The following is a 26,174-nucleotide window of genomic DNA, read 5'->3' on the forward strand; positions in this document are numbered from 1 at the left end:
GACCGTCGTCAAGCAGTACATCGAAAACCAGCAGCGCCCCGTCTGACCGTCACCCCGGAGGCGCAGAGCACTCCGGCGCTTCGCGCCTCCGGGCCAAGGATGGCCTTCACCCCCGCCCTGAAGGGCGGAGCACCGGCCAAGATCAGAGGTAGAAGGCGCCGAACATGCCGAGCGTCACCCCGACCATCTCGTTGTGCTCGCCACGGGCCACCGAGGGGTACTTGCGGCGCAACAGCACACTGCCGCCCACAGCGAGGAGGACAGTCCCACCGACGGTGACGACGGCGAGTGTGAAGGTGCTGAAGTGGTTGAGCAGCCAGAGCGAGATATGCACGGATTCTGGAGCGGACACAACAGCCCAAACGCACGGTGGTGATGAGCCGCTACGGGTGTGGCCAGGAAGTTCACACCACCGAGTGAGAGATCGGCTTCCGCGCAACCCCGTGCGTGCTTGCGTCTCACGCGGTCGTCGGGCAGACGCGGAGCGGTGGGTGGTCTACCGGGCCGGTGGCCTGGCAGGGCGAAGGGTGGACGTTTGACCTTACGCGGCCGGCAGTTGGTCGTACATTCGGAATGTGTAGATCGCGTCGTAGGTCATCAGATTTCCGCTCGAAGCCGGCAGCCCCAGTTGCCGGTTGAGTTGAGTTGTCAGGGGCCCGCAGTGTTCGGCGGCGGGGGCGCTGAAGGCGTCGTCGTAGGCCGAGAACTTGATCACCGGCGGATCCTGCGAGAGCCATTGCGAGGGCCCCGACCGCTTGAGCTGGAAGTCGACCGGCGCGCTCGCTCCGATGGTGCATCGGTGCGACAGCAGAGGGCTCAACAGCCTGAGGCGAAGGCTGAACTGCCCGGTATAGAAGTCGGATCGGTCACCGTACTCCGGCTTGATCGCCAGCCGAAGGAGCCGCGAGTGCTCATCTGCCTCAGTGCCGGTGAGCCCGCCCGGAACGGCGGTGGGTGTGCTGTGCATCGCACCCCATACCTGTGCCTTCGTTCCGTCCGGCAACGGCCCTTCGGCGTGCGTCATGGTGATCGGAGCGAGAGCCACAGTGGCGTTCCCCATCGTCAACTGCGGTGCCGCAGTGTGCACTTCGCACCGCCAGCGCGCGGGGTCGGCCCCGGCCGGAAGGGCGGGGCAGTCGCTGAAGTCGGTTGTGGACTCGGTGGTGTTCGAACTGGACTCCGCGTACGCGAAGCTCGGTGTGTATGTCCCCGCGAGCCCTGCCAGCGCAGCGGCACCGGCGAGAGTGAGCGCGGCGCGGTGGGCCAGAGACGGGCGGCGGCCATCGGTGGTCATGTTCAACATGACCACAGAGTGCTGGCCATGACCGGGCAACCGCTATCAGTGACGTCCCCGCCTCAACCCTGAGCTGACCCTGACGACCTGTCAGGGAGAATGGGTGGTCGCGTCTACGGGGTTCTTGGGGCACTGTAGGGGGCCCGGCAACTCAGCGGCGTACCTGGCACCATGACGCAGTGCACCCTCGGTGCTCTCGCCCCTGCACGTCGCGGAGTTGGCGCGCGATCCGTGGCCGGTCTGCCACGAGCCCCACCAGCGGGGGATCGAGGGGGTACACGCCGGACGACATTCGCAGCGCCCGGGCCGCAGAGACCGAGCGCGCAGAACGCTTTCTCGTTTCCCCGCTCGAAGTGCCCCTGCTCCGATGCGAGCAGGAACTCCCTGAGACGTGCGTCCTGCGCCCCGATGAAGTGGACACCTGTCCCTGGGAGGGCTTGGGCAACGGCCTTGCGTGGACGCCTTGGGCAATGGCCTGGACCCCTTGCGGTGAGAGCATGCGACCCGGTCCTTCTCCCGCCCAGACTGGCCCGCCTCATCGAGGAACAGACCAGCCGTCCTATCGGCCACATCTCGATCCTCGACCAACCCAAGGGCGACCACCCCACGTACCCGCTACCCGGACGCCCGCCCAGCCGACCACGCTCTGCTGACGGCATTCACTCGCTCATGCGTCAACACGGCCTGCCGGGCATCAGCGCCCGCAACACCGCCATGATCGAAGCCGTCGCCGACCTCCCTCCGATCATCGCGAGCGACCTCTTCGGCATCCATCCCGATACCGCGCTGTGATGGGCTCGTTTCGCACGGGACAGCTGGGCCGACTACCTCGCGGCCTGCGAAGTCACGGAGTAGACCCGAAAACCTCAAAAGCAGTCGTTACGCCTGCTCTACCTCACGGTCATTATTCGCTGCCCTTGACTGACTGCCTGACACGAACAGGTTGCACAAAGCTCGTGGGGCAGGTCCCGCCAGGGCGAGCACGTGCGGCACTTCCACGCGATGGCCTCCAGGGTTCAGCGGTGTTCGGCCCAGCGCCGACCACGGACCGGATCGGCCGGCAGCAGCGACTCGATCCGGTCCCGCATCGCATCCGTGATCACTAACCAGACAGGTATATCCGATCAACTGACCAACCCGGCAAGGAGACACGCTCCAGTTTCACCCCCGGCCAGCGCCCCTGCGCGACTCGTACGCGCCCGCGCCAGACGAGGGGGACGGCACATGGCTGAAAGGCGTTGAAAATGCGGCGCCCGAGTCGAGATCGTCCGGGATCATGAAGCATGCTCCCGGATGACTGGCACCTCACCCAAGACGTCGACGACTTCCTCGCCCGAGCCGGGGACTTCCTCTGCTCGCGCGCCGCCTTGCACAACACGCCGCTGACGGACATCGAGAAGCTGCGGATACGCAGGGCGGCCGATCCCGACGACGAAGCCGCCGTTTTCGGCCGACTGGAGTCAGAGGGCGAGGTCCGCGCGATCTTCTATCTCACTCCCCTCGGACGACTGGGCCTCACACCCCTTTCTGTCGAGCAGGTTGAGACCCTCGCTGCACACTTGGCCGGCCTCCGCCACTCACCCGCCAACGTTATCGCGGACCATGACACCGCTGGCGCTTTCGCCGAGTCATGGCAGCAGCACACGGGCGCGGCGTCGGTACCTTTCTGGCGGACGCATCTTTACCGTCTCGGCACACTCACCCCACCGCAGCCGCGCCCGGAGGACCAGGGCCGCCTCACGGACGGTAAGGACCGTGAGCAGATCGTGCGCTGGTGCCGTGAGTTCTGTGTCGACGTCGGGGAGCAGTCCTCCATCGACTTGATCGACGCCGGCTCCTGGGAGGGCTCGCGTTTCGGCGACAGGCACTTCACGTTCTGGGAGACCCCGGAGGGCACCCCCGTCTCGATGGCGGCCTCGACCTCGGTCGTCGGCGGCATGGTCCGGGTGGACCCCGTCTACACCCCGGCCCACCTCCGCGGCCGCGGCTACGCGGGAGCTGTGACGGTCGAGGCGAGCAGGGCCGCGCTGACCGCGGGGGCGACTGACGTTGTCCTGTTCACAGACCCGGACAACGCCACCAGCAACGCCCTCTACCAGCGCATTGGGTACGTCCATGTCGCCGACTTCGCCGGGTACAAGTTCTCCTACGGCGCACCAGAGGCCGGGTGAGGGTCGCCCCTGGACAACGGCCCAGGAAGGCTCGTCAGTGGCCCTCGCACCGGCGATACGGCGGGCTGTGCGCACCATCTGCCGCGGACCGCTGCGCGAATAGTGCATGGATCGAATACTGCTTCTTCACCAGTAGAACGTGCTTGAGGCCCGACTGCTGGTGGGCACCTGGTGTCGGTTGCCTTGTTCGTGGCGGTGCCGCTGGTGCAGCCGGTCTTCTTGGCGGTCACCTTGACGGTGACGTCACGGGAGCGGTCGCTCGACGTGAGGCCGTGCACGGAGGGGGCGGGCGCGCAGGGGGCGCGCCACCTCCGGTTAGGCGAGTGGTTCAAGGTCCGGGTCGCGGTCAAGCCGGACCGCCGGAAAGCGGTCGGCCGGGCGTCGGTTCCACGGCGCGTTGGCGACCATCGAGCGCAGCAGCGGGTGGGGTTCCTCACGCCCGAGTTCGTAGGCCGTCGTCGTACTGGCCAGGAGCCGCCAGTTCGTGCCGTCGGAGATGAAGCGCACGTCGCCGTTGGTGGCGGTGGTCACGATCGACTCGGTGGTGTCCCAGACCGTGTACGGGAATCCCTTGCCCATCGAACAGGTCACGTTGTGGCTGACGGCCCCGTCGAGGCAGTACTTGCCCAGCAGGGTGGTCTTCGCGCAGCTGGGATGGGCGTAGGACATGTTCGCGCCGCTCGCCGAAATCACGGCAACGTCGGGGTCCAGCTTTTCGGCAAACGGCTTTCCCGTCGACTCGGCGGCACCGTCTCCTGTGCTTCGGCATGACGCGCGCCGAAGCACAGGAGCTCGCCACCCGGCCCCTGCCATCGCTGCCCGCGACCTGACAGGGCGACGGCGACAGAGAGGCAAGGTCGACGCGGCACTCCGAAGCCGGACGAGCAAAGATCATTTTGTTAGGAGTTCTTGGGGTCCGGGCAGTCCAGGTCGACTCGTTGGACCGGTGGATCGCATCCCGAACGGCGTCCTCGTCGGCCTGCACCGGCTGCGCGGTCACCGGCACGCAGTTCCCACCGGCTGAGGCCGGCAGCATCATCGCGCGCCGGTGACAGCCTCCGGCGCAGCTGCCTGGTGGTGGCGATGCGGTGCCGGGCGAGACCGGCCAGCACCTGGCCTCGTCGCGGACCCCGGATACGAAGTCGACCGTGCCGGGGCCAGCAGGGCCCGGCTGCGGCCGGCATCCGGCCAGGTCCGGGCGACGCGGTGGGTTTCGTAACGCGCCCGATTCATCGGTCGTCCGACCGATCCGGTAAACCGTTGCACGGGTCATCGTGGCGGCATGACTGAAACCCCCCACCACGACCCCGCGGAGCCGGCCGACGCCACCCGCAGATCCATCCTCACCACCCTGGGCGGCGCAGCCCTCGGCGTGGCCGCTCTCGGAATCCCGGCTTCGCGCGCAGCAGCCGCAGACCAGGGCAACAGGCCCCAAGCCGCCGCCGGACCGACCGCTGCCTGTGTCCTGACACCCGAGCAGACCGAAGGCCCCTACTATCTGGACCTCGAAACGGTCCGCAGGAACATCACCGAGGGCAAGGCGGGCGTCCCACTCACCCTCCGCGTGACGGTCGTCGACATCGCGACCTGCTTCCCGTTGCCCAACACGGCGGTCGATATCTGGCATTGCGACGCGCTCGGTGTCTACTCCGGCTACGCCGCGGGCGGCTCAACACCGGACACCACATTCCTGCGAGGCGTGCAGCTGACCGACTCCGCCGGCGTCGCGGAATTCACCACCGTCTATCCCGGCTGGTACGTCGGCCGCGCACTCCACATCCACGTCAAAACCCATGCTGGCGGAACCGTGTCCAACGGGACGTACCACGGAGGCCACGTATCCCACACGGGCCAGCTCTACTTCCCCGAGACGTACAACACCAAGATCGCCGCCTTGACCCCGTACCGGAACAACACGGCCACCCGCACCCTCAACGCAAGGGACGGCATATACCGCAACGGCGGGTCCTCGACCCTGCTGAGCATCACCCAGGCGAGCAGTGACCTCGGCAAGGGAGTAACCGGCACCGTGATACTCGGTGTCAATCCCGTCGCAACGCCCTGACGCACCCTCCCGAGGGCGGCCGAGCCGATGAGACCGGAAGGTTTCGCCCAGGAAGCCCGCGGCCAGGAACCGGGGATGACCCGGCACAGGACATGTGAGTTATGCGGAGCGGCGCTGACCGCCGGATCGCACGGCGGTCGGCCGGCTCGGTATTGCTCCAGTGCGTGCCGGCAACGGGCGTTCAGACAACGCTCGATGCACAAAGGCTCCGGAAGGGAAGGGCCAACCGCACCGGATGTCTCCCCTCCGGGCTCGGGTCGCGGGCTGCCGCAAGCGCTCGACTCCTTCGTGGGGCGACGGCAGGAACTCTCCGTCCTGCGCACCCTGCTGAGGACGTCGCGCTTGCTCACGCTGACCGGTGCCGGTGGCGTCGGCAAGACGCGGCTGGCGCTGGAGTTCGCCAAAGGGCTGCCTGAGCGCTACGCCCGGGTGGACCTGATCGAACTCGAGTCGCTGCACGACGACGCTCCGCTCGCGCAGTCCGTGGCCAGCGCGCTGGGCGTGGGCAGGCGAGCGGAGTGGCCCGGCACCCACGCTCTGGTCCGTGCGATCGGCAACACCTCCCGGCTGCTGATCCTGGACAACTGCGAACATCTGGCGGAGCCGTGCGCTCGGCTGGCCGCGACCCTGCTGAGCCACTGCCCCCGGTTGCGGATCCTGGCCACCAGCCGGGAGGCGCTGCGGGTTCCCGGAGAGACGGTGTTCCGGGTTGGCGAGCTGTCTCTGCCGCCGACAAGCACCGGGGACGACCCTGACGCCCTTTTGCGCTCGGATGCCGTCCGCTTGTTTGTCGAACGTGCCGCCGGCTGTGTGCCTGGCTTCACCCTCGGGCGTGGCAACGGTGCGACTGTCGCCGAGATATGCCGTCACCTGGACGGTCTGACGCTCGCCATCGAGCTCGCGGCGCGGCGCGTCGGCACCCTTCCACTGGACGACATCCTTGCCGCACTGAACGACCGGCCGTTCCAGCTGTCGCTCTTGACCGACGGAAGCCGGACAGGTCCCCGTCGTCACACCGGACTGACCGCCGCGATCGCCTGGAGCCATCGACTGCTCGAGCCGACGGAACAGGCGGTCTTCCGGCGCCTCGCGGTACTCGTCGGAGGATTCGACGCGGGGGCCGCGGAGGCAGTCTGCGCCGGCGGCACCGTCGCCCCCCGACAAGTTCTCCGCATCCTGTGCGCACTTGAGGCCAAGTCGCTGATCGTACGGCTGCCGGACAACGCACATCCCGCGCGGTTCCGGCAGCTGAGCGCCGTTCGCGCCTGCGCCATGGAACACCTGATCGCGTCGGGCGAGCTGGACGCCGTACGGCGGCAGTCCCTCGACTGGCTGAACAGACTCACGGAACGGGGCGGTGGCGAGGTGTTCGCCGACCAGGCTGTTGGGCCGCTCACCGGCGAACGGGACAATCTCGCGGCGGCCTTGGCCGACACCGGAGGCGGCGGTGGCGCTTCGCGCGACCGGCTGGCCCTGGAACTGGCCCGCGTGTACTACCAGCATGAACAGCCTTCGGCTGCCCGCTCGCTACTGGACAAACTTCTGCGGCTGCCTGCCGGGCCCGCCCTCGACGGTGCGGTGGCGGCACTCGCCACCCGTGTCGCCTGTCAGCAGACCGACCTGGCCGGAGCACTACGCCTTGGTGAGCAGGCGGTACGCCAGGAGAGCACGCGCGACCACCCCGCCGGTCTCGCCAATGCCCTGGACGCGCGGGCGGCAGCACGGCTGTGCCGCGGTGAATTCGCCGCCGCCGTCGAGGACCTGCGCGAGTGCCTGCGTATCGTCTGTGCGCTCGGCCGACGAGAGGACACCGCATGGTGCACCCATCACCTGGCTTGGGCTCTGCTCCAGGCGGGCGCGGAGGCCGAGGCCGACTTGCTCATGGCTCGTTGCCTTCCGGTGCTCAAGGAGCAGGCTCACTGGAGCCGGGCTGCCGCCGCCCTGCACACCGCCGGCGCCGTACGGCTGTCCCTGGGCCGTCTGGACAACGCCGAGGAACTGTTCGGCGAGGTGCTCCGCATCGTCCCCGAAGCAAGCTTCCACGCGCTGTACCCGGTCGAGGGCCTGGCCCTCGTGGCCGCCGAGCGCGGTGACTTGCGGCGAGCGCTGCGCTTGTACGAGGCGAGCGCACTTGCACGCCGCCGGTTGGACACCGAGCCGGAGGACCCATGGCGCCAGCGAGTGGAACTGACGGCGGCTCGTGCGCGGGCAGGGCTGTCGGCAGCTGCGCAGGACGCGGCCGTCAGCGGTGGACGTCGGCTGCGCGGGGACCGGCTCGTCGCATACGCCCTGCGGAGGGGAAGCGGCAACCCTCGCTCGGCGTCTTACGCCACGGCGGTCGTCGTGGACCAGTTCCCTCTCACGGGCCGGGAGTTCATGGTCGCTGAGCTCGTCGCCGAGGGGCTGACCAACCGCCAGATCGCCGAGCAGCTGGGTCTTTCGGCGCATACCGTCGCCACGCACCTGGACAAGATCCGCGACAAACTGGGCCTGCGCTCACGCACTCGGATCGCTGTGTGGGCGGCCACACGAAGCAAGGACGATGCCTGACGACGCGAGAGCGTCGCCCGCTACCGGGACTATTCGCAGTCCACCGGGCTTCGGCCCGGTGGTGAAGCGAATCTGGGACTGCTCTGACCTCGGATGTCAGCACGGATCCGCAGTGTTGACCTGGCGCATGTCAGAGCGGCTGGTTCTGCTGCTCGATGTACTAGTTCACCGGTCCACTCGTGCATGGGTGTCGGGCTGGGCGCGGGTGCGTGGGCGTGAGCGGACCCATCGTCCGGGCTCCTCGTCTCGATGCCCCTGCCGTCCGCGGCCACCGGGCGACTCTAGCGGTGGTTCATCGCGGGGTCAGTAAGGGGAGAACCGCTGGGTGCCGAGACGGCCGGAGAGCAGCTCGGCCTCGCGCGGCTCGCGGGACAGGTCGGCGGGGAACTGCCGCGGAAGACACAGGATTTGGCCACCGCAGGGACGCGGACGTGCGGTTCGGGACGGAGCGGATCGGCGCGTACCGGCTGCTCCCGTGGCAGGATCGCGCACAGTGCGACGCGGACCGGTCCACCCCGAACCCCTCACTCACCGGGTCGGCGGCCTGGGACATCTGCCATCCGTGACGCGGTCACGGCCGGGTGGTCGACCGCAACCATGGTCAGCTGTGCGGCGTGTGATCCGGTGGGGCGGCTTTCGTCTGTTCCCGACCGGAAGGCGAGGGGGCGCGATGACGCAGGAGCAGACCGGGGACACGACGTCGCGGACGAGTCCGGGCGCGAGGCGGCCCAGGACAGTGCGAGGCCATGCGCTGCGCTGGGTGTTCCGCCTGGTCATGGCTGCCTTGATCCTGCTGCTCGCCATGCGCACCTACGAGGAGACGGGCGTCGCGCACGCACGGTCGAACGGGACGCTGCACACGGCCGAGGCCACCATTACGAAGCTGACGTCCCACACGACCAGTGGGAGAGACGGCGGAGGCCAGGACGGCGGCAGCGGCGTGTGGATCGTCACCACCAAGTACACGATCGAACTGCGCGTCGGTGACGAGAGGAAGACGGTGGACGGCGTTCCGGACGATTCCGCGAACGACCTCCAGGAGGGACAGCGGGTCCAGGCGGGCCTGTGGCACGGGCGGGTCGTGGAGATCGACGGGCGTGGCGTGTGGCCCGGCTGGCATCCCGGTGGGTGGGACATGGCACTGTTCATGCTCTACCCGTTGATCATGGGGTACCTGATCGCCCTCGCCCTGGCCGCTGCCGCGTACCTGGCCGGCCTCGGCGGCCGGGTGCGGCTGGTGCGGCGGGACCGGTCCCCGGCGGTGGCGTTCGGGTTCCTCGTCGGGACGGCGGCGAGCTTCGTGCTCATGGGGTGCGCCGCTTTCGGGAACAGCATCGCGTACTGGCCGGTCGTTCCCGTCGGAGCCGGAACCGCCGCCGCGCTGGTGGGGCTGAGAGGAGTGCTCCGGCGGGCCCAGGCCACCCGCGTCGAGGACTCACCCAGCGGGAACGCACCGGCCCAGGTCTGATGGCCGGGGCGCGGCCGCCCAGGGGACCGCTCTGGAATGATCATGCAAACTCGGTGGAGAATGGAGACGCGCTGGTGTCAGCGTTGGACGGGACGGCGACGACGCTGGTCGGCAGATCCGAGGAACTGAGGCGGTTCGACTCGGTGATCGCCGGTCTGGGGAAGGGCGGCGTCCCCGCCGTGGTCGACGTCGCCGCAGACGCCGGTATGGGGAAGAGTCGGCTGCTGAGCGAATTTTGTGCGCGGGCGCGTGGGCTGACCGTGCTGCGCGGCAGGGCCACGGAGTACGAGCGGCACACTCCGTTCCAGACGTTCACGGACGCGTTCGCCGACGTCGATCGTGCCTTTCTCGACTCGCACGACGTACCCGAGGCGGCGGCACCGGTGCTGTACGGCGCCGACAGTGTGCACGGCGCCGCGTCGGGCACGGGCAACCGCGATCGATTCGGCCTCTATCGTGCCGTCACGGAAGTGCTGAGCAGGCTCGGGGAGCGGAGCGGGTTGGTGATGGCCCTGGACGACCTGCACTGGGCGGATCCCGCGTCCCTGGAGCTGTTGGACCACTTGATCCGACACCGGGCGTCAGGCCGGGTGCTGCTGGTCGTGGCCCGGCGCGAACGACAGACGCCACACTCGCTTGCCGCCGCTCTGACACGCGGCGTCGACAGCGGAGCCGTACTGCGCATGCCGCTGCGGCCGCTGCCCGAGCAGGACTCGATCGAGGCGCTGGCCGCCGACCTGCCACCGGGCGACGCCAGCAAGATCTATGAATCCAGCGAGGGCAACCCGCTCTATCTCCTCTCCCTCATGCACGCCTACCGGCACGGCGCGTCGTCGCGCGGCACCACCGTCCGGGTCCACGACGACACCGCGTCCGGCGTGCCGAGCGGACTGGGATCGCTGCTGCTGGACGAACTGACCGCGCTGACCGAGGCGCAGCGCCGTACCGTCGAAGCGGTGGCGGTCCTCGGTGACCATGCCACGCCCGCGATGCTGAGCCTGACGACCGGACCCAACACGGCGGAGGAACTCGACGACTGCATCGGTGCATTGGCGCGACGGGATCTGCTGCGCAGGGGGTCCGACGGGCGCTGGACCCTGCGCCACCCGCTGCTGCGGGCACTGGTCTACGAGAACACCCCCGCACCGCGCCGTGCCGAGATCCACCGGGGCGCGGCGGACGAACTGGCGCGGGCAGGAGCCTCCGCCGCCGAGCGGGCTCATCATGTCGAGAGGTCGCTGGTCGGCTGGGATCCGGTGTCGGCGGCCGTGTTGAGCGAGGCGGCCGCCCAATTCGCCCACACGGCGCCCGCTACCGCCGCTCATCTGCTGCAGGTCGTCCTCCGACTCATGCCGGAGGCACCCGCCCACGCCCAGCAGCGTGGGGATTTGACGCTGGCGCGCGCCAGAGCCCTCGGTGTGGGCGGCAGCCTGCGGGAGAGCCGCGATCTGCTCCACACGCTGATCAGCAGGTCCGGGCCGGACGACGCATCGCTGCGCGGGGACGCGATAGCGCTGTGCGCGATGATGGAACGGCACCTCGGACACTCCCCGGAAGCGATCGCCCTGCTGCAACGGGAACTGGTCCGCAGCCCTGGTCCTGAGCCCCGCCAAGCGGTCTCCCTGGGGCTCGCGCTGGGCATGGCGGCCCTGAACACCGTCTCCTACCCCGACGTACGCGACGACCTCGAGCGGACGCTCGCGACGGCCCGCTCCCACGGCGACCTCATGGGTGAGATGGGGGCCCTGGCGCTGGGGTCGTTGGGCGAGGCTTACGAAGGGGAGACGGAGGCGGCCCGCCGGTTCGCCGATGCCGCCGCCGGGCTCGCCGACGGTCTGACCGACCCCAACCTCACGGAACTGTGCGAGTCACTCGTGTGGCTGGCCTGGGCGGAAGCCCTGCTGGAGCGCTACACCGACGCGGAACGTCACGCCGACCGGGGGCTGGACATCGCCCGTCGAAGCGGCCAGGTCCACGTCATGCCACACCTGCTGAGCAGCAAGGCCTTCGTGCACCTCAACACCTGTCGGCTGCCGTCCGCCCTGGAGTCGGCGGAGGAGGCGGAATCCGTCGCACGAGCCATCGGCAGCAGCGATCTCCTGGCCTTCACCCTGTGTTTCAAGGCGCTGATCCTGCTCCCGCACCGCCCCCTGGGCGACACCGGGGCCTTGCTGACCGCCGAGGAGGCCGTGGCCGCGGCCGGCGGAAGCCGCCACTGGTGGGCGTCGCTGGCCGGCTGCGTGCTCGGTCACACGGCGCTCGTGAGCGGCGACCAGTACCGCGCGCAGGACGCCATCCTGAGGGCGGGCGGTCCTGAACTGCTGGGGCTGCAACCCTCCATACGCCCAGGCCAGCTGGACACCCTCGTCAGCACCGCCCTCGCGATCGGCGACACCGAGCAGGCCGCGCGCTGGGCCGCACGAGCCGTCGAGGAGGCCGACCGGATGGGGCTGCACGGCCAGCGCGGGGCGGCACTGCGGGCCGAGGCGGCGCTCGCCCAGCACCAGGGTGACGCCCGCGCGGCCGCAGACCTCTTCGAGCGTGCCGCGCAGGCGTACGCACCCTCCGGCGCGAGGCTCTGGGAGGCGTACTCGCTGCTGCTGGCGACGACCCAGGCACAGGCCGCGGGCGACGGTCCGCGCGCCGTCGCGATGTGGGAGCGGGCCCGCCGTATCGCCGACGACGGCGGCGCGCGCCTGCTGTCCGACCTGGCCGCGCTCGTGCGTCCCCAAGCCGAGGAGGCACCCCTCGCTCCCACGGAACTCGATCAACTGACCGCACGTGAATGGGAGATCGCGGAACTCGTCGCCGAAGGACTGAGCAACCAGGCCATCGCGACCAAGCTGTACCTCAGCCGCCGTACGGTCGAGACCCACCTCTCGGCGATCTACCGGAAGACCTCCGTGTCGTCCCGCTCGGCGCTGGCGGGCCTCATGACGCGCACGGTCCTGGACCGGCGCGCGCGTGAACAATGAAACTCAGGCCGTGGCGTCCCGGTAGTCGCCGAGACAGCGGAAGGCGCCTCCGGTCGCCCGGAACAGGTACATCGCGTCCGCGTACCGGTAGGTGGACGCGTCGTAGCGCAGCCGTTTGGTGATCCCCCGGTAGTCGGTCTCGCGCAACCGGCCCATGATCGCGCCCCGTTCCGCGCGCGACGCGCCCAGGGCCGTCATGGCGCGGGCCACGAAGAGCGTCGCGTCGTAGGCCTCGGCGGAGTACCAGGGCGGTGCGGTGTCGAAGCGGGCGCGGTAGGCGGCGACGAAGGACTTCGCGGCCGTCACCCGGGCCGGATCGAGGAAGGCGGTGGCGAACACCCATCCGTCGGCGGCGTCGCCCGCCGAGGTGAGGAAGCGGGGATCGAGGGCGCGTTGGCCGGCCAGCCGCGCACCGGAGTAGCCGGCGGAGCGCAGCGCCCGGGCCAGCTGTGCGGCCCGCGCGTACCCGCCGCCGAACACCACCGCGTCCGCTCCCGCATCCGTCACCGACTCCGCGAGGGCCCGGAAGTCACGGTCCGCGCCGTCCTCGGCGGCGAGGGTGCGCCGGACCGTGGCGCGCTGCCCGGATCGGACGGCCTCGTCGACGTCGGCGCACAGACGCCAGCTGAAGTCGCCCTCGGCGGCATCGTCGATCAGCACCGTCCTGCGGGCCCCGGCGGTGCGGACGAGGTACGCGACGACCGGCGCCGCCAGGGTCGCGTCATCGGGGCGGGTGGCCGCGTACACCCGGTACTTGGTGGGGTCCACCTCGTTCAGTCCGACCGACACGGTGACCATCGGGAGCCGTGCCTGCTGGTAGAGGCCGAGGGTGGCCTTCGCACAGGCGTCGGTGGTCGGCCCGAGCACCGCGCGGACCCGGTCGTCGGCCGCCAGCCGCCGGGCGACCTGCCGCGCCCGGGTCGCGCTGCCTTCGTCGTCGTGCACCTGGAGCGCCAGGTCGAAGCCGCGCCCGGCGCGGGAGTTGAGGTGGTCAAGGGCGAGCCGGACGCCGTTCTCCTGGGCGCGGCCCGTCGTACGGCCGCTGCCGCTCAGGTCGGCGTGCAGGGCGACTACCAGGCGGGGGAGCCGGGTTCCGCTTCCCTGGGCCGAGGTGCGGCCGGGACGGTTCGCCGTCCACCACGCTGCCGTTCCGCCGGCCGCCAGGACCCCGGCGGCCGAGCCCAGTACCAGGAAGCGGCGGCGCGTGGCGCCTGCCGGACCGACGGCCGTCTCATCGCCGGGCGCTGCGTCGGCCACCGTCGCTCCGGACGCTCCGGACACCTCGGTCGCGTCGACGGCGGGCAAAGCGAGCACGGCGGCCGAACGGCGCGCGATCAGCCGGGTAAGGGGCTCCGGCAACCAGCCCCCGTCCTCGCCCGTACCGTCCAGGGCCCGACGTATCTCAGCCACGGCCGGCCGGGAGCCGGGCTCCTTCGCCAGGCACCCCCGCAGCAGTGGCAGCAACGACTCCGGTACGCCGTCCAGTTCCGGCTCGTCATGGACCGTGCGCACCAGCATCCCGGCCGCGGAGCCATGCCCGAAGGGGCGCTCGCCCGTCACGGCATACACCAGCAGACAGCCGAGCGAGAAGACGTCACTGGCCGGCCCGATCTCCCGGCCCCTGCCCTGCGCCTGTTCGGGGGAGAGGAACCCGGGGGAGCCGACCACCATCCCGCTGGCGGTGAGCGCGGTGTCCTCCGGCATCCGGGCGATACCGAAGTCGATCATCCGGGGGCCGTCGACGGCGAGCAGCACATTGCCGGGTTTGACGTCCCGGTGCACCAGCCCCGCCCCGTGCACCGCGTCCAGTGCCTCGGCCAGCCGCGCGCCCAGGACGCGGACGGTCCCGTACGGCAGTGGCCCGCACTCCTCCACCGCCTCCGCCAGTGAGGGCCCCGGCACGAACGCCGTGGCGAGCCACGGCGACTCCGCGTCCGGGTCCGCGTCGAGCAGCGGTACCACCCAGGGGTTGGCGACTCGGCCCCCCGTCTCCACCTCACGGCGGAAACGGGCCCGGAACCCCGCGTCGTCCGCGTGCGCCGCACGGATCACCTTCACCGCGGCGAGCGCGCCTCCGGCAGAGCGGGCCAGGTACACCACACCCATGCCGCCCGCGCCCAGCCGGCGCAGCAGCCGGTAGCCCGCGATCCTGGCCGGGTCGGCGCCGCGCAACGGCTGCATCAGCGCCTCACCCGGTGGACACCTGGTACGGGCGCCCCATCAGGTGGACACCTGGTACGGCGCCACGCCCTGGTACGCGAACCGGCCGCCGTCGACCTTCCACAGGTAGACCCCGCTGCCGTCGATGACCAGGGCCCCGGTCGTCTTGTCGAACGCGAGGTTCCGGCTGATCCCCTTGTACGTGGCCGAGCGCAGCGCCGTCGTCAGGTTCTGCCGGGTGCGGCGCCCGGCGGTCAGCGAGCGCAGACCGCGTACGGAAAGTTGCGCCACGTCGTACGTCTCGACGGCGTACCGCTCCGGCTCCGCGTCGAAACGCTTGCGGTAAGCGGCCCTGAACGCCTTCGCCTCGGGTGCCACGGTGGCGTCCATGACCGGGGCGACGATCACCCAGCCGTCGGCCGCGTCCCCCGCGGCGGACAGGAACCGTGCGTCGAGCACCCCCTGGGCGGCGGCCCTGGCCCCTGGGAAGTCACGGCTGCCCAGTTCCCGGGCCAGCAGCGCTGCCCGGTCGTGGTAACCGGCGAACACCACGGAGTCCGCGCCCCCGTCGAGCAGGGCATCCAGGGTCGGCCCGAAGTCGGTGCGCAGGGCGCTGACCACCTTCGGCACGGCCGGCTGCCGTTCCTTCCGCAGGATGTTGGCGAGGGTGCTGCTGATCTCCCAGCCGTAGGCGTCCGCCGCCCGGTCGTCGACGATCCCGACCGTGCGCGACTTCGCGGTGCCGCGCACATACGCGTCCAGGTAGAACGGCAGGACCGCGTCCGTCACCCGGGCGTGCAGGAAGGACCGGCTGCCCATCACGCCCAGCACGGTGGCGCCGGGCGACACCGCGATCAGGGGCAGCGAGGCCGCGTCGTACGCCGCCAGCGAGGCCAGGGCGGTGGCGTCCGTGGTGGGCCCGATCACGGCCAGCACGGAACGGTCGGCGACGAGCTTCGCGGCCGCCTCGGGTGCCCGGGCCGGATCGCCACCGTCGTCCACCGTCTTCACAGCGAGAACGAAGGGACTGTCCGAACGGGAGTTGAACTCGTCGACCGCCAGCCGCAGCCCCCGCTCCTGAGCCCGGCCGACCGCCTTCTGATCGCCGCTCAGGTCGGCGTGCAGACCGAGGGTGTACACGGGACTGCTGGAGTTCGGGGCGGCGTTGTCGTTCTCGCCGTCACCGGAGAGCGCCGCCCACGCGGCCAGTCCGCCCCCGGCCGTGACCACCGCCGCGCCTCCGGCCAGCAGGAGGAAACGGCGTCTGCCGACGGCACGGACCGCGGGCTGCGCGGCCGCCGTGTCCGTCGCAGCGGTGCCGACGGACGCGGCGTCGACCTCGGTCTCGTCGATGGAGGGCAGCGCGAGCCCGGCGGCCGACCGTTCCGCGATCAGCCTGACCAACGGCTCGGGCAGCCAGGCCTCGTCGCCGGGGGCCGACTCCGTTTCGCCGGGAATCCTGTCGTCCTCGGGTTCTGGAGGACGTACGACGCGCAAGGCCTCCCGCGGGTCGGAAGGCGAGGCGGGCGACGAGGGCGACAAGGGCGCGGCGACCGTGAGGGCCTCGGACAGAGCCTCGGCCGTAGGCCGCAGCTCCGGGTCCTTCTCCAGACAACTGCTCACCACCTCGGCGAGCTCCGCCGGAACACCCTCCAGATCCGGCGCGTCGTGCACCGTCCGGTACAGCAGCGCGTCGATCGACCCGGTGCCGAACGGAAGGCGCCCCGTCGCGGCGAAGGCCAGCGCGCAGCCCAACGAGAAGACGTCTCCGGCCGGTCCCGGATCCCGCCCGCCCCGCGCCTGTTCCGGTGGCAGGAACCCCGGCGTGCCCACCACGACACCGGTCGAGGTGAGCGCAGCGTCCTCAAAATTGCGGGCCACACCGAAGTCGATCAGCCGTGGGCCGTCGAGCGCCAGCAGCACATTGCCCGGCTTGACGTCCCGGTGCACGAGACCGGCCGCGTGCAGCTCCCGCAGCGCCTCGGCGAGCCGCGCCCCGAGCACCCGCAGGCTCGGCACCGGCAGCGGCCCGTGCGCGGCGAGAGCCTCGGCGAGCGAGGGACCGGGGACGAAGGTGGTCGCGAGCCAGGGCTGTGCCGCCTCGGGGTCCGCGTCCACCAGGGACGCCACCCACGGGCTGGTCATCCGGCGGGCCGTGTCCGCCTCACGCCGGAATCGCTCCCGGAAATCGGGGTCCTCGGCGTACTCGGCCTGAATCACCTTCAGCGCGACCAGAGTTCCGCCGGCCGAGCGGGCCAGGTACACCACCCCCATACCGCCCGCACCGAGCCGTCCCAGCAGCCGGTAGCCCGCCAGCCTGGCAGGATCCGAAGTTCGCAGCGGCTCCATCACTTCCCCTTCAGCCGCTGCTCGATGCGCGTCAGCATCTGAGCCAGGGCCTTGCTCCCCAGTTGTTCGAGTTCCTGCGCGGTGTTGCCCTTCGCGCCCGTCACGGAGACGGCCACGACGACCGTGCCCAGCCGGGCGACCATCCACCGGTACGGCTGTGCGGCACCGCCGTTCTCCACGTAATCGCCGGCCTCGAGTACGGAGTCGTCGGCGTACTCCTGCTCGCGGGCGCCGAAGGGCGTGCCGAGCGACATGAGACCCGTGATCCGCTCGTCGGACCGGGGCCGCTGCTCCGGGCAACGAAGCACCTCTTCGAGGGTGGTGCTCAGCTGCTCGTCGGCGCCGAGGACGGAGGCATGCACGGTGGCGACCGCCGTCACCTTGACCGCGCCTTTGCCTGCGCCGGCCGGCAGCCGACTGTAGCGGGACGTGCTCGCCAGCATCCCGCGCGAGAGCTTCTCACGCTGCCAGCGGCAGTCCTCGTTCAGCGCGGCCCAGGTGCCCGGGGTGCTCTCGGCCGGAGTCTGGGCGACGAAACTCCGCCCCCAGCCGGCCGGGGCGAGCACGACGGATTCGGCCAGCCGGCGCCCGTCCTTCGAGGTCCGGGGGACGAGGGAGGCATCGGGCGTGAAGACGGAAGAGGCGGCGGACGCGCCGGCCGACGGGGTCTCCCCCCTGACCGGCGAGGAACTGGCCGAGGCGCGCGGCGAAGTACCGGCCGAGGGCGAATCGCTCTGCCGCGAAAGCTGGTTGTCCGTCCCCTGGGCCGAACACCCGGCCAGCAGAGTCCCCGCGACCAGCAGCGTCATCCAACTGCCCCGCATCCCATGGGCGTTGCTTGTCACTCAGTCCCCTCACACCGCCGTGCCATTCGACTCGTCGAACATAGATGGCCGGGAGGGAACGGACCTCCGTAGAACCACGTATCTGGTTACGTAATCCGCAAGCGGAACGACGACAGTCGCGGTCAGCACCAACGGGCCCGCAACACGCACAGGAACCGTTCGAAGAAGACGACCGGGATACGCCCATCGGGGAACAGGGCGGAGGCGACGGCGCCCAGCGTCGTCTTCACCGCCACCGGCGCCCAGAACAGTACGGGCCGCACGATGCCCAGTGGAGGCGAGCCGTGTTAGCGCCTCAGCAGCCCGCGACCCCCGACGGGGACGGTCGCCCAGACCGAGCCGACGATTCCGACCAGCGTGGACGCCTGTGCAGGGCCGATCCACCACGGTATGCCGGGCACCATCGGCCTCCCGAGTACGGCGAAGCCCAGTGACGTCCCGGCCAGCCCGTCGTGCGTGACGTGGTCCCAGAGCCCGTGGGTGATCGTGCCTCGGCGCTGGGTTTGACCTTGGCACGTGACAGTTAAGCGACCAGACCGGAAAGGACGCGCGCAGGACGATCTTCACAAAGCGGGCAGTTTGTCAGAACGCTCTTCCGACGTACCTGGGCGCGATGGGCGGTCTGTCAAGAGAGGCCCTGGCGCCTGACATCAGCAACTGACACCAACAGCGACGGACCGACCCGGACGAGCGCGGCCTCCAACGGTCACCCCATCCTCGCAAGGCTGACATCCCTCGGACCTCCAGGGGGACCGCGATCGACCTGATAAGGATGAGGCCAACCTCCAAGCCGTTCCGCCAACCGCGCGTACACTGCCGCTCGCAGTTCGAGGAGCAAACATGGAGGACGACGGCATTGGCGGATGTGGCCAGGTTCCCTGGGCGAGCAGGGCGCATTGTTGTGCTTGCCTTGGCGCCTTGCGGTTGGGTGGCCGCCCCGATCTCCACACTTGTAGAGGTGCCCCACCTCATTTGGCCCGGATCGGTCCTGTTTCTCGTGGTCGGTGTACTTCTTGCCCGGGAGTGGGGACGGGTCTGGCATCGACAGGCCCCCTACGACGTGCAGCGGCGAGTCCCGGAGCCTCCGAACTAGCGGTGGTTTGTTGACGGCGGGTCATAGCTGCAGTAGGCCGGTGGGGAGGAACTGACGGGCCTCGGAGTGAGCACACTGCTCCCGCCGCCGGCCGCGGCCAAAGCCTCGATCGACAAGGCGGTCTTCGGCCAGGTGGTCAACAGGCACCGCATCTCCACTCCGGCGACGTTCCTGCCGGACGAGATCGACCAGGTCCCCGGCGGTTGCAAGCTCGTCGTCAAGCTGCGTCGCGGGCAGGGCTCGAAGGACCTGTACTCCTGCTCCACCAAGGCGCAGGCGAAAATCCTGTGCGAACTGGTCACCGACCCCATCGTGCACGCGGCCTACAACCCGGCCGGCCGTGACCTCCAGCCCTTTGTCGATCTCGTCGACAAAGGGCTGGAGGCCATCCTCGCTGCCGTCAATGAACTCGCCGACGAGTCGACCGCCGACGTCACTGTCTCCACCGCCACAAGGCCAAGGGGCGCGAATGGCTCACCGTGAAGATCGCAGACGACTTCCCGGAGCCGAAAGACACCGACCAGCACGACCACCGGGGCCGCCCGATTCCGGAACCTGTGAGCGACACCGACGCCCGCCTCGCCCACGTCGCCGTCACCCGTGCCCGCAGCCGACTCGACCTCGGCAGCCTGTCAAGGATCGACAGCCACCCCGGAACCGGCCGGACGGCAGCCCGAGCCGTCGCCGCACCAGCTGCCGACCCGCAGGGCTGACGCGTGATGCGCCAGATTACGTCATGGTTCACCGCCATCACGGCCCAGCTCCGGAACCGGATCCAGACAGCCGAGCTAAGCGGACTAGAAGCGGTCGGTGCCTGGTGGCGCGGTCGGCTCGGCCTGCAGGCATCGTCTTTTGATGGACGTCGACCCAGGCATCTGCCTCAGCGGTTCCGGGCTTTTGAAACGTGTGCGCCGCCGCCCAGGCGTACTCGGTGACGTGCACGAAGTCAAGGAGCACGTTGACGGGGCGGCCGCTGCGGGCGGCCTCGCGTTGGATCAGGTCGAGGTGGTGGCGAGCGCCGTCGACCAGGACCCGTCCTACGGATCGCAAAGAGGTTGGTCTTTGACTTTATCGGGGGCTGAGGACCAGACGTCGTGGACACGGCCTGCTGCCGTTTGTCCTCCGAGGAGGGAGCAGGCCCGGCGGAACAGCTCACCTGTATCAAGCGGTATTTGGGCGCCCACCCCCGCCACGTCTCCGAAGAGGTGGAGATTCGGCTTGTTGTACCAGGCGCCTTCCGTGAAGACGTTGCCGATGCGAAGGGTGGCCAGAGGCTCTCCCTGGCGGGAGTCGAAGAGCCGCAGTGAAGTGACGCCGGCGGCTGCAACGGTCTGTGGGCCAACGGCGAGTACCTCGGTGGTCCGGCCTTTGCCGACGAGGATGTTCTCGGTCCAAGTCGTGGCCCCCTTGGCGCGTTCGTACGTTCCGACGGAGCCGCTGAACGTCATGGCTGCAGCGGCCCCGCCGGGCAGGGGTTTTACGTTGAGTATGAACCGTGAGGACAGAGTGCTGCGGTTGGTCCAGCTGTAGCGTTGACGGAGGCGAGGCAGGGACCACAGGCCTCGGCTGCCTCCGAGGAACAGTTGAGTGCCATCAGTGGATATCGCGCCGGAGCCGATGGACTCGGTGAAGTCGATCTGGTAATGGGGGGTCCGTGTGGAGGTGGCGGATCGGCCGATGGTGTAGACGATCAGGGAGTCGCGCCACACGCCGATGACTCGCCCGGCCTTGTCATCGAACAGGGCGGTGACGCCGTTCTGCCGCCCCGAGCCTTCGACCGCCGGGCCGTCGAGCACGGTGGGTGAGCCGAGTCGGCCCAGGCTGAACCGGTACAGCAGCAGTTTCCCTTCCAACGTCGCCACCGCCAGGAGCGAGTGGCGGGCGCTGAAGGCGGAGCCGCCGGTCACGGTGAGCAGGCGGCCATGGTCGGTGACAGGGGTGGACACCGCCTTCTTCTGGCCGGTGTCGTACACCGTGACCTGGCTGGGCCTGCCGGAATCGCCGCTCACGTAAAGGAGTTTGCGGGTCCCGGGTACGGCGTGGACCGCCTTGATGGCGCCCAGCTGGACCGAGGAGTCGGGGTGGGACGCGGTGTCGTAGACGGCGATCGACCCTTCTCCGGTGGGCACGGCCGCCAATTTGTCGTCACCGCTGAGTGCGAGCACGGACTGCAGATGGGTGCCGAAGTTGACGAAGTCGTCGGCGTCGGACACGTCCGTGTCGTCGTCGCGGCCCAGGTTGTTGCTCGGGTCCTCGCTCACTTCCTTCGCGCCGTTGTCGCTGGGGAGAACCAGCGTGTGTGCTTGTGGGCGGTAGGCGACGGTGGTGCCTTGAGGAACGTTCAGCGGCTTGTGGAGTGGCTCGGCGTTGCGCGCGGACATCATGTAGAGCTTCGTGCGGCCGATCGCGTACAAGTGGGACTTGCCGGCGAAGGCGAGCGAGGTGAAGGGGGTTTGGAGACGGGTGCTGGTGTGAGCGGGGCGGTCGGCCGTGCGCCAGGTCCACAGGGCCACGGATCCGTCGGCGCCGGCGCAGGCGACGGTGTCTCCGCCGCTGTCCAGCGCGAGGGCGTCGATGTGCCCGTGGGCGGCAGGGAGCACGCGCGGGGGAGCGTTGCCTTCGGTGTCGATCACGGTGACGTCGCCGTCGCGGCTTCCCCAGGCGGCGGTGTGCCCGTCAGAGGAGTACGCAAGGGTGCTTACTTGGGTGGCGCTCGCCAGCTCGCGCGCGGGTGCGTGTGGCGTGGCGGGGTTCCAGAGCGTGACGGCGTGGTCGGTCGCGATGAGCAGGGGGCCGGCCACGGCGGGAAAGGCGATGGCCCGTACACCAGATCTGACCGACCGCGGCACAGTCATTTCCGTGCCGGACGAGGTGTCCCATACGCGCAGACGCCGGTCGGCTCCGACGGCGGCGGCGTCGCGGGCGGTCCGGTCCAGGGCAAGCGCGGTGATTCTGGAAGTGCGGGCCGGCAACAGGCGCTTGATCTTGAGGTTGCGGTTGACGGCGTTGATGAGTCCCGAACGGGCGGCCACGCTACCGGGGGCCAAGACCTGGGCCGCCAACGCGTTCCGCAGCGCGGTGCGGGGCGCGTCCACGGCGTTCTGGACCGCGCGTTGGCTGTAGTCGTCGGCGGCGAGGTGGATGCGCTGGTCGTCGTCCTGCCGGGAGAGGATCGTGGCTCCCGCCGTGGACAGCCCGGCGGCGAGCAGGGTGAGTACGAAGCCGACCGCGGCCCAGCGGCGGCCCCGTGACAGCAGACGGCTTTGCCGTACGGCCTGCGCGACGGTGTGGGCTGTTCGGACGTTCGGCGAGGTGGGCCTGTCGGTGTTCACGGGGTTGGCGGCGGTGAGCAGGGTGTGCCCTGCGGGTAGGGCCGTGGCAGCGTTCGCTGGGTCTGCGGGCGGAATGAGTGTTCCGGCAGGTGTCATGCCCGCGTGTACGACGATCCGGGCATCGGCGTCCTGTGGGGCCCATCCCAGGCGGGCGATGAAGAGGCGCCGGGGCGGGAACAGGCGGGCGAGGGCCACCGCCGAGGCCGCTTCCGGATGTGGTGCGGAGAAGTCGAGGACCGGTCTGCCTCCTGGGCTGCGCACGGCCCAGCGCACGCCATGTCCGCGCGGAAAGTGCTCCTGGGCGCGGATCCAGTCGAAGGCGGTTTGCAGGTGTGATGCCAGGTCCCCGGTTTCGGCGAAGAGCATCGCCGTCATGTCGGGCAGCATCGTCTCATCGGGGTCGTCGACGTCGTGCAGGATCAGGGTGCGCAGAGCGGGGCCGGTGGGGAGGTCCAGCAGTAATGTTGTGGGGCTGCTGCGAGTGATGGTGCGCGGGCCATGTTCCAGCAGGTGGACGAGTTCTCGTATGTACAGCTGTGAGCGCGCGGTGTGGGTGAGGTCCGGTTGCGGTGCTGGGGGTTCTGCTGCTGGGGCGGGGTTCGATGGCGTCAGGTGTCCGGGTGGGCGCTGCTCGTTCCAGGCGTGCGTGGCCGCCTGTAGTTGACGGTGCTGCTCGTCCGGTTGCCCGCGGCGACTAGCGCGCACAGCCTGTCCGGCGTAAAGGACGGCGCGGGCCCGGGCGAGACAGTCGGGGCGGTCATGTGCGATGAGACGCAGGGCGAGGCTACCGCCGCGGGTGGGGTCCGCTGCCGGCTGCGGGCTGGTCGCAGGGGGCTCATGGTCGGTTGAGGCGGCTGTGGAGGCGTCCAGCCAAAGGTCTTTGTCGCGGACTGCCGCCTGGCAGGCGTCAAACCACCAGCCGTCGTCGCAGAGCCGGGCGGCCACGGTGGTGTGGTCGGCACCGAGGACGTCCTCGAGCATGTCTCGCAACAGGGCCCGGACCTGCTCGAGTGAAGCGGTCATCGGCACTCCTTCGCCGCAGGGGCCACGAGGGTGCAGAGGCGGTCGCGCAGCCGTGCGCCCTGCAGTGCGACGGACGTCAACTGGCCACGAGCCGAACCGAAGACGGCGTAGCGGCCGTCGGCGGAAAAGCCATTGGAGATGAAGGACGTGGACAGCTGGTCGCTGTTGCTGTCGGGAGACTCATTGGCGGGCAGGTAAAGGACGGTTGCGCCGGTTGATGTGTCGGTCAGGGCGCCGTCCTGCTGCGGCCCGGTAGTGGCGATCAGGGAATGGTTGGGGCTCTCGGTAGCCTCGACCACGTAATTCTGCGGAGGCGCACCCCCAAGGGCGCCCACCAGGCGCAGAGACTGGTCGTAGCGGCCCAGATGGCCATCGGTGAATCCGATGAGGTAGTCGTCGCCGTGGCGGGTCACAGTGCTAGCGGCGGGACTCATCGTCACCTCACACACTGGCCGTCCGGTCGCGGAGTCGATCACATGCGTGGCGCCGTCGCCGCGGGCGATGACCAGCGAGCGGCTGTCCGCACTGAACACGAGGGCGTTGATTGCCGCGGTGTCGGAGTCCGTGATCGCGCCTTTGCGGCGATGGCTGCGCAGGTCGAACAGGATGGCGTGGCCGCTTTCGTCGTCCGCGGCGAGGGTACGGCTGTTCGGTGCGAATACCAGATGGTTCGCCCCGTGCTCGGCTCCGGTGTCCAGGGCCTTGCCCAGGGGGGTGCCCTGTGGGTATTTCCACAGGCTGATGGCACCGGATTGGTGACTCACGGCGAGGATACGGCCGTCGGGGGACAGAGCCATGTCCAGGCCCATACCGTATGTGCTCGCGTCGACGACCCGCGCGGGTGACCGGCTCAGCGCTGCAGCTTGGTAGCGCAACACTGTTCCGGGGCGGTGCAGCACAAGGACGGACGCGGGGTGGGACGGGTCGGAGACGATGCGGTGGACCGCTCCCCGAGGAGGCGGTTGGGTTGTTCGCTGCCAGAACGTGACCCTCCCGGCTACCGTGACGACGGCGGCCTCGTCGCCGCCCGGTGCCGTTGCCAGGACCGCCGTGAGGCAGGCGTAGTCGGCGGCGTACTGTGCGCCCAGCTGGCGGCCGGTGGAGAGGTCAACCATGACGACTTCAGCTCCCGGAGCCTGGCGGTCGATGGTGCCGACGGCCGGGAAACTCTGCGCCGCCACTGTGGCCGTACGGCCGTCGCGAGACAGGGCCAGTGCCACGGCGCTGCCCGGGACGGAGATTTCCTTCAGCACTTTGTAGGTGGCGGTGTCCCAGATGCGGAGGGAGTCGTCCAAGTGAGCGCTGATTAGTCGGTGGCCCGAATCCGCCACGACCAGCGCCGTGGCGGCCTGATTCGTCAGCTCCAGCGTGCCCCGCCTGAGCAGCACGCGGGGCTGGGCCTGACGGTGTGCCAGGTCGTACAGCAGCAGGGCGGGTTTCTGTCGATCGGAGATGCGCCCGATGACGAGCTGGCCGTCGGTGGGGAGGGCAAGGGACGTAACTCGTGGATCGGCGGGCGCGGCCCGGACTGCCGGGGCGGTGCCGGCCAGGCTTGCCGTGTAGGTGCCGTCGCCCGTTGTGGCCCAGGCGGCGAGGGATCCGTCGGGGGACACGGTGATCGCCTGGACCCGGCCCCCGCCCTGGAACAGCACCTTCAAGGGTGTCCGGGCGCCACCTTGCCCACGGCTCGGTGCCCAAAGCCCCACAACGGCCTGGTCGGTGGCGACCAGGAGGCGATGGCCGGGAGCGAAGGCGAGGGCAGTCACGGTGCCGCGGATCGCGGGCATGCGGGCCAGGCGCCGGTGACCAGATGTGGAGTACAGCGCCACACCGGAGCGCGACGCGACTGCCAGGGCGGTTCCGTCCAAATCGTATGCGACGGCCTGCGGGGACGCACCGGCGTCGAGGACGGCCGTGAGCCGAGGATCGAAGTAGGCCGCGTTGAGCTGCGCGGTGCGTGCCGTCATGCTCTCTGGGTCGGTCCCCGCGGCCTGCAGCGCCAGCCGCGCCGCGGTGTCGGGAGCAGCGCCCACCGCGATCCGGGACCGGTCGGCCAGTTGCTGGATGGTGGTGGCGCGCTCGCTGCGCTGGGCGGCGTCGTTGCTGCGCAGCAGCAGACCGGTGCCAAGGCCGGCGGCGACGAGGGCCAGGGCCAGGAGCGGAACGATCCGGCTGCGCCGCAGAACGGCCTGTCCGACCGCCTCGTGCACGGAGACGGCGGTGTCCGTGTGGGGACGGCCGGCGTGCCGGGCCGCATGGGCCGCCAGCCCGTCGTCGTGCGCCACGACGAGGCGATGGCCGGCTTCCCCCACCGCAGGTACCTTGTGATCCAGTCCGGCAACCGTCCTGAGCAGGCCGCCCTCAGTCACCGCCGCGCTGATCACGGCTCGGCCGTCGACCGGCCTGCGGGCGCCGCGGGACAGCCCATAGAGAAAGGCCAGGCCGACGGCGAACGCCGCACCGGCTGAGTTCCCCGTCACAGAGGGCACGGGCTGCCCGTGCGCGTCGGTCCAAGTCCATACGACGGTGCCACGACGCCGACGCGGACGCGGTCCGGTAGACCACGCGAGGGCGTTGCTCTTGGCGACCTCGAACGCCTCATCCGTCGAGGTGAGCCCGCCCTCATTCACCAGGAGCGCCGGTGTTCCCGCACGTTGGCGTGTGCCGCGGACCCGGCGCAGGGTCAGTGTTCCGACGGTGGCGTGAATGCCTTCATGCTGGCCCACGGTCACCACCGGGAGCCGTACGGTGTGCCGAAGACGCCACGTACTGGGCACCCAGGCTCGCAGGGCCCTGTAGACGGTGGCCAGCGCCCGCCTCAGGCGAGGGAGACGACGGCGTGCTGGCGC

The 26,174-nt window shown here is 70.0% G+C and carries 16 protein-coding genes and 3 pseudogenes; 8 read left to right on the forward strand and 11 right to left on the reverse strand.

Going from position 1 to position 26,174, the window contains the following annotated elements; genetic code table 11:
* Positions 1 to 142: 142 nt before the first annotated feature.
* Both ACZ4N5_RS38645 and ACZ4N5_RS38650 read right to left on the reverse strand, forming a co-directional pair.
* Positions 143 to 334, reverse strand: a complete 192-nt coding sequence (locus tag ACZ4N5_RS38645; protein ID WP_467761687.1) for a hypothetical protein — start codon at positions 332 to 334, stop codon at positions 143 to 145.
* Positions 335 to 541: 207 nt separating this feature from the next.
* Positions 542 to 1,303, reverse strand: coding sequence for a hypothetical protein (locus ACZ4N5_RS38650; RefSeq protein ID WP_467761688.1), 762 nt, complete (start codon positions 1,301 to 1,303; stop codon positions 542 to 544).
* A 660-nt stretch (positions 1,304 to 1,963) separates the two neighbouring features.
* Between ACZ4N5_RS38650 and ACZ4N5_RS38655 the strand changes: the two genes are divergently transcribed.
* Complete coding sequence (locus tag ACZ4N5_RS38655; protein WP_467761689.1) at positions 1,964 to 2,086, forward strand: hypothetical protein; 123 nt, start codon at positions 1,964 to 1,966, stop codon at positions 2,084 to 2,086.
* A 152-nt stretch (positions 2,087 to 2,238) separates the two neighbouring features.
* Here ACZ4N5_RS38655 and ACZ4N5_RS38660 read toward each other — a convergent pair.
* A pseudogene (locus ACZ4N5_RS38660) lies at positions 2,239 to 2,412 on the reverse strand (transposase); the annotation flags it as partial.
* A gap of 165 nt (positions 2,413 to 2,577) precedes the next feature.
* Here ACZ4N5_RS38660 and ACZ4N5_RS38665 point away from each other — a divergent pair.
* Positions 2,578 to 3,465, forward strand: a complete 888-nt coding sequence (locus tag ACZ4N5_RS38665; protein WP_467761690.1) for a GNAT family N-acetyltransferase — start codon at positions 2,578 to 2,580, stop codon at positions 3,463 to 3,465.
* A gap of 315 nt (positions 3,466 to 3,780) precedes the next feature.
* Here the strand turns inward: ACZ4N5_RS38665 and ACZ4N5_RS38670 are convergent, their stop codons facing one another.
* Positions 3,781 to 4,134: a hypothetical protein gene (locus ACZ4N5_RS38670; protein WP_467761691.1), complete on the reverse strand. Its 354-nt coding sequence runs from the start codon at positions 4,132 to 4,134 to the stop codon at positions 3,781 to 3,783.
* 613 nt (positions 4,135 to 4,747) lie between these two features.
* On the opposite strand from ACZ4N5_RS38670, the gene ACZ4N5_RS38675 reads away from it, so the two are divergent.
* The 5 genes from ACZ4N5_RS38675 (at position 4,748) to ACZ4N5_RS38695 (ending at position 12,523) form a co-directional block, all read left to right on the forward strand.
* Positions 4,748 to 5,530 carry an intradiol ring-cleavage dioxygenase gene (locus tag ACZ4N5_RS38675; protein ID WP_467761692.1) on the forward strand — a complete coding sequence of 261 codons (783 nt, stop codon included), beginning with the start codon at positions 4,748 to 4,750 and terminating at the stop codon, positions 5,528 to 5,530.
* 342 nt (positions 5,531 to 5,872) lie between these two features.
* Positions 5,873 to 8,080, forward strand: a complete 2,208-nt coding sequence (locus ACZ4N5_RS38680) for an ATP-binding protein (protein WP_467761693.1) — start codon at positions 5,873 to 5,875, stop codon at positions 8,078 to 8,080.
* Positions 8,081 to 8,511: 431 nt separating this feature from the next.
* A complete protein-coding gene (locus ACZ4N5_RS38685) occupies positions 8,512 to 8,646 on the forward strand; it encodes a hypothetical protein (RefSeq protein WP_467761694.1) in 135 nt (44 codons plus the stop codon).
* 209 nt (positions 8,647 to 8,855) lie between these two features.
* Positions 8,856 to 9,548, forward strand: coding sequence for a hypothetical protein (locus tag ACZ4N5_RS38690; protein ID WP_467761695.1), 693 nt, complete (start codon positions 8,856 to 8,858; stop codon positions 9,546 to 9,548).
* A 74-nt stretch (positions 9,549 to 9,622) separates the two neighbouring features.
* Positions 9,623 to 12,523, forward strand: a complete 2,901-nt coding sequence (locus ACZ4N5_RS38695; protein WP_467761696.1) for a helix-turn-helix transcriptional regulator — start codon at positions 9,623 to 9,625, stop codon at positions 12,521 to 12,523.
* A gap of 3 nt (positions 12,524 to 12,526) precedes the next feature.
* Here the strand turns inward: ACZ4N5_RS38695 and ACZ4N5_RS38700 are convergent, their stop codons facing one another.
* The 4 genes from ACZ4N5_RS38700 to ACZ4N5_RS38715 form a co-directional block, all read right to left on the reverse strand.
* Positions 12,527 to 14,704: a bifunctional serine/threonine-protein kinase/ABC transporter substrate-binding protein gene (locus tag ACZ4N5_RS38700; protein WP_467761697.1), complete on the reverse strand. Its 2,178-nt coding sequence runs from the start codon at positions 14,702 to 14,704 to the stop codon at positions 12,527 to 12,529.
* Positions 14,705 to 14,743: 39 nt separating this feature from the next.
* Positions 14,744 to 17,032 (reverse strand): bifunctional serine/threonine-protein kinase/ABC transporter substrate-binding protein, encoded by a 2,289-nt coding sequence (locus ACZ4N5_RS38705; protein WP_467761698.1) that lies wholly within the window; start codon positions 17,030 to 17,032, stop codon positions 14,744 to 14,746.
* On the reverse strand, positions 17,032 to 17,877 hold the full coding sequence (locus ACZ4N5_RS38710; protein WP_467761699.1) for a hypothetical protein: 846 nt from the start codon (positions 17,875 to 17,877) through the stop codon (positions 17,032 to 17,034). Before ACZ4N5_RS38710 ends, ACZ4N5_RS38705 begins: the two co-directional genes overlap by 1 nt.
* A gap of 122 nt (positions 17,878 to 17,999) precedes the next feature.
* Complete coding sequence (locus ACZ4N5_RS38715; protein WP_467761700.1) at positions 18,000 to 18,140, reverse strand: hypothetical protein; 141 nt, start codon at positions 18,138 to 18,140, stop codon at positions 18,000 to 18,002.
* A 1,145-nt stretch (positions 18,141 to 19,285) separates the two neighbouring features.
* On the opposite strand from ACZ4N5_RS38715, the pseudogene ACZ4N5_RS38720 reads away from it, so the two are divergent.
* A pseudogene (locus tag ACZ4N5_RS38720) lies at positions 19,286 to 19,683 on the forward strand (3'-5' exonuclease); the annotation flags it as partial.
* A 106-nt stretch (positions 19,684 to 19,789) separates the two neighbouring features.
* On the opposite strand, the pseudogene ACZ4N5_RS38725 reads toward ACZ4N5_RS38720, so the two are convergent.
* The 3 genes and pseudogenes from ACZ4N5_RS38725 to ACZ4N5_RS38735 all read right to left on the reverse strand — a co-directional run.
* A pseudogene (locus tag ACZ4N5_RS38725) lies at positions 19,790 to 20,002 on the reverse strand (ISKra4 family transposase); the annotation flags it as partial.
* A gap of 5 nt (positions 20,003 to 20,007) precedes the next feature.
* Entirely contained in the window at positions 20,008 to 23,325 is a 3,318-nt protein-coding gene (locus tag ACZ4N5_RS38730) for a hypothetical protein (protein ID WP_467761701.1), read from the reverse strand.
* Positions 23,322 to 25,637: a WD40 repeat domain-containing protein gene (locus ACZ4N5_RS38735; protein WP_467761702.1), complete on the reverse strand. Its 2,316-nt coding sequence runs from the start codon at positions 25,635 to 25,637 to the stop codon at positions 23,322 to 23,324. The genes ACZ4N5_RS38730 and ACZ4N5_RS38735 overlap by 4 nt, the downstream gene beginning before the upstream one ends.
* Positions 25,638 to 26,174 lie beyond the last annotated feature (537 nt).

This window comes from Streptomyces sp. NPDC026500 (assembly GCF_055567635.1).

Bases quoted from the DNA above. Each gene is read 5' to 3' on its own strand.
- ACZ4N5_RS38665 (WP_467761690.1), top strand. From the start codon at position 2,578: ATGCTCCCGGATGACTGGCACCTCACCCAAGACGTCGACGACTTCCTC.
- ACZ4N5_RS38730 (WP_467761701.1), bottom strand. From the start codon at position 23,325: ATGACCGCTTCACTCGAGCAGGTCCGGGCCCTGTTGCGAGACATGCTC.
- ACZ4N5_RS38690 (WP_467761695.1), top strand. From the start codon at position 8,856: ATGGCTGCCTTGATCCTGCTGCTCGCCATGCGCACCTACGAGGAGACG.
- ACZ4N5_RS38705 (WP_467761698.1), bottom strand. From the start codon at position 17,032: ATGGAGCCGCTGCGAACTTCGGATCCTGCCAGGCTGGCGGGCTACCGG.
- ACZ4N5_RS38655 (WP_467761689.1), top strand. From the start codon at position 1,964: ATGCGTCAACACGGCCTGCCGGGCATCAGCGCCCGCAACACCGCCATG.
- ACZ4N5_RS38670 (WP_467761691.1), bottom strand. From the start codon at position 4,134: ATGTCCTACGCCCATCCCAGCTGCGCGAAGACCACCCTGCTGGGCAAG.
- ACZ4N5_RS38650 (WP_467761688.1), bottom strand. From the start codon at position 1,303: ATGTTGAACATGACCACCGATGGCCGCCGCCCGTCTCTGGCCCACCGC.
- ACZ4N5_RS38700 (WP_467761697.1), bottom strand. From the start codon at position 14,704: ATGCAGCCGTTGCGCGGCGCCGACCCGGCCAGGATCGCGGGCTACCGG.
- ACZ4N5_RS38675 (WP_467761692.1), top strand. From the start codon at position 4,748: ATGACTGAAACCCCCCACCACGACCCCGCGGAGCCGGCCGACGCCACC.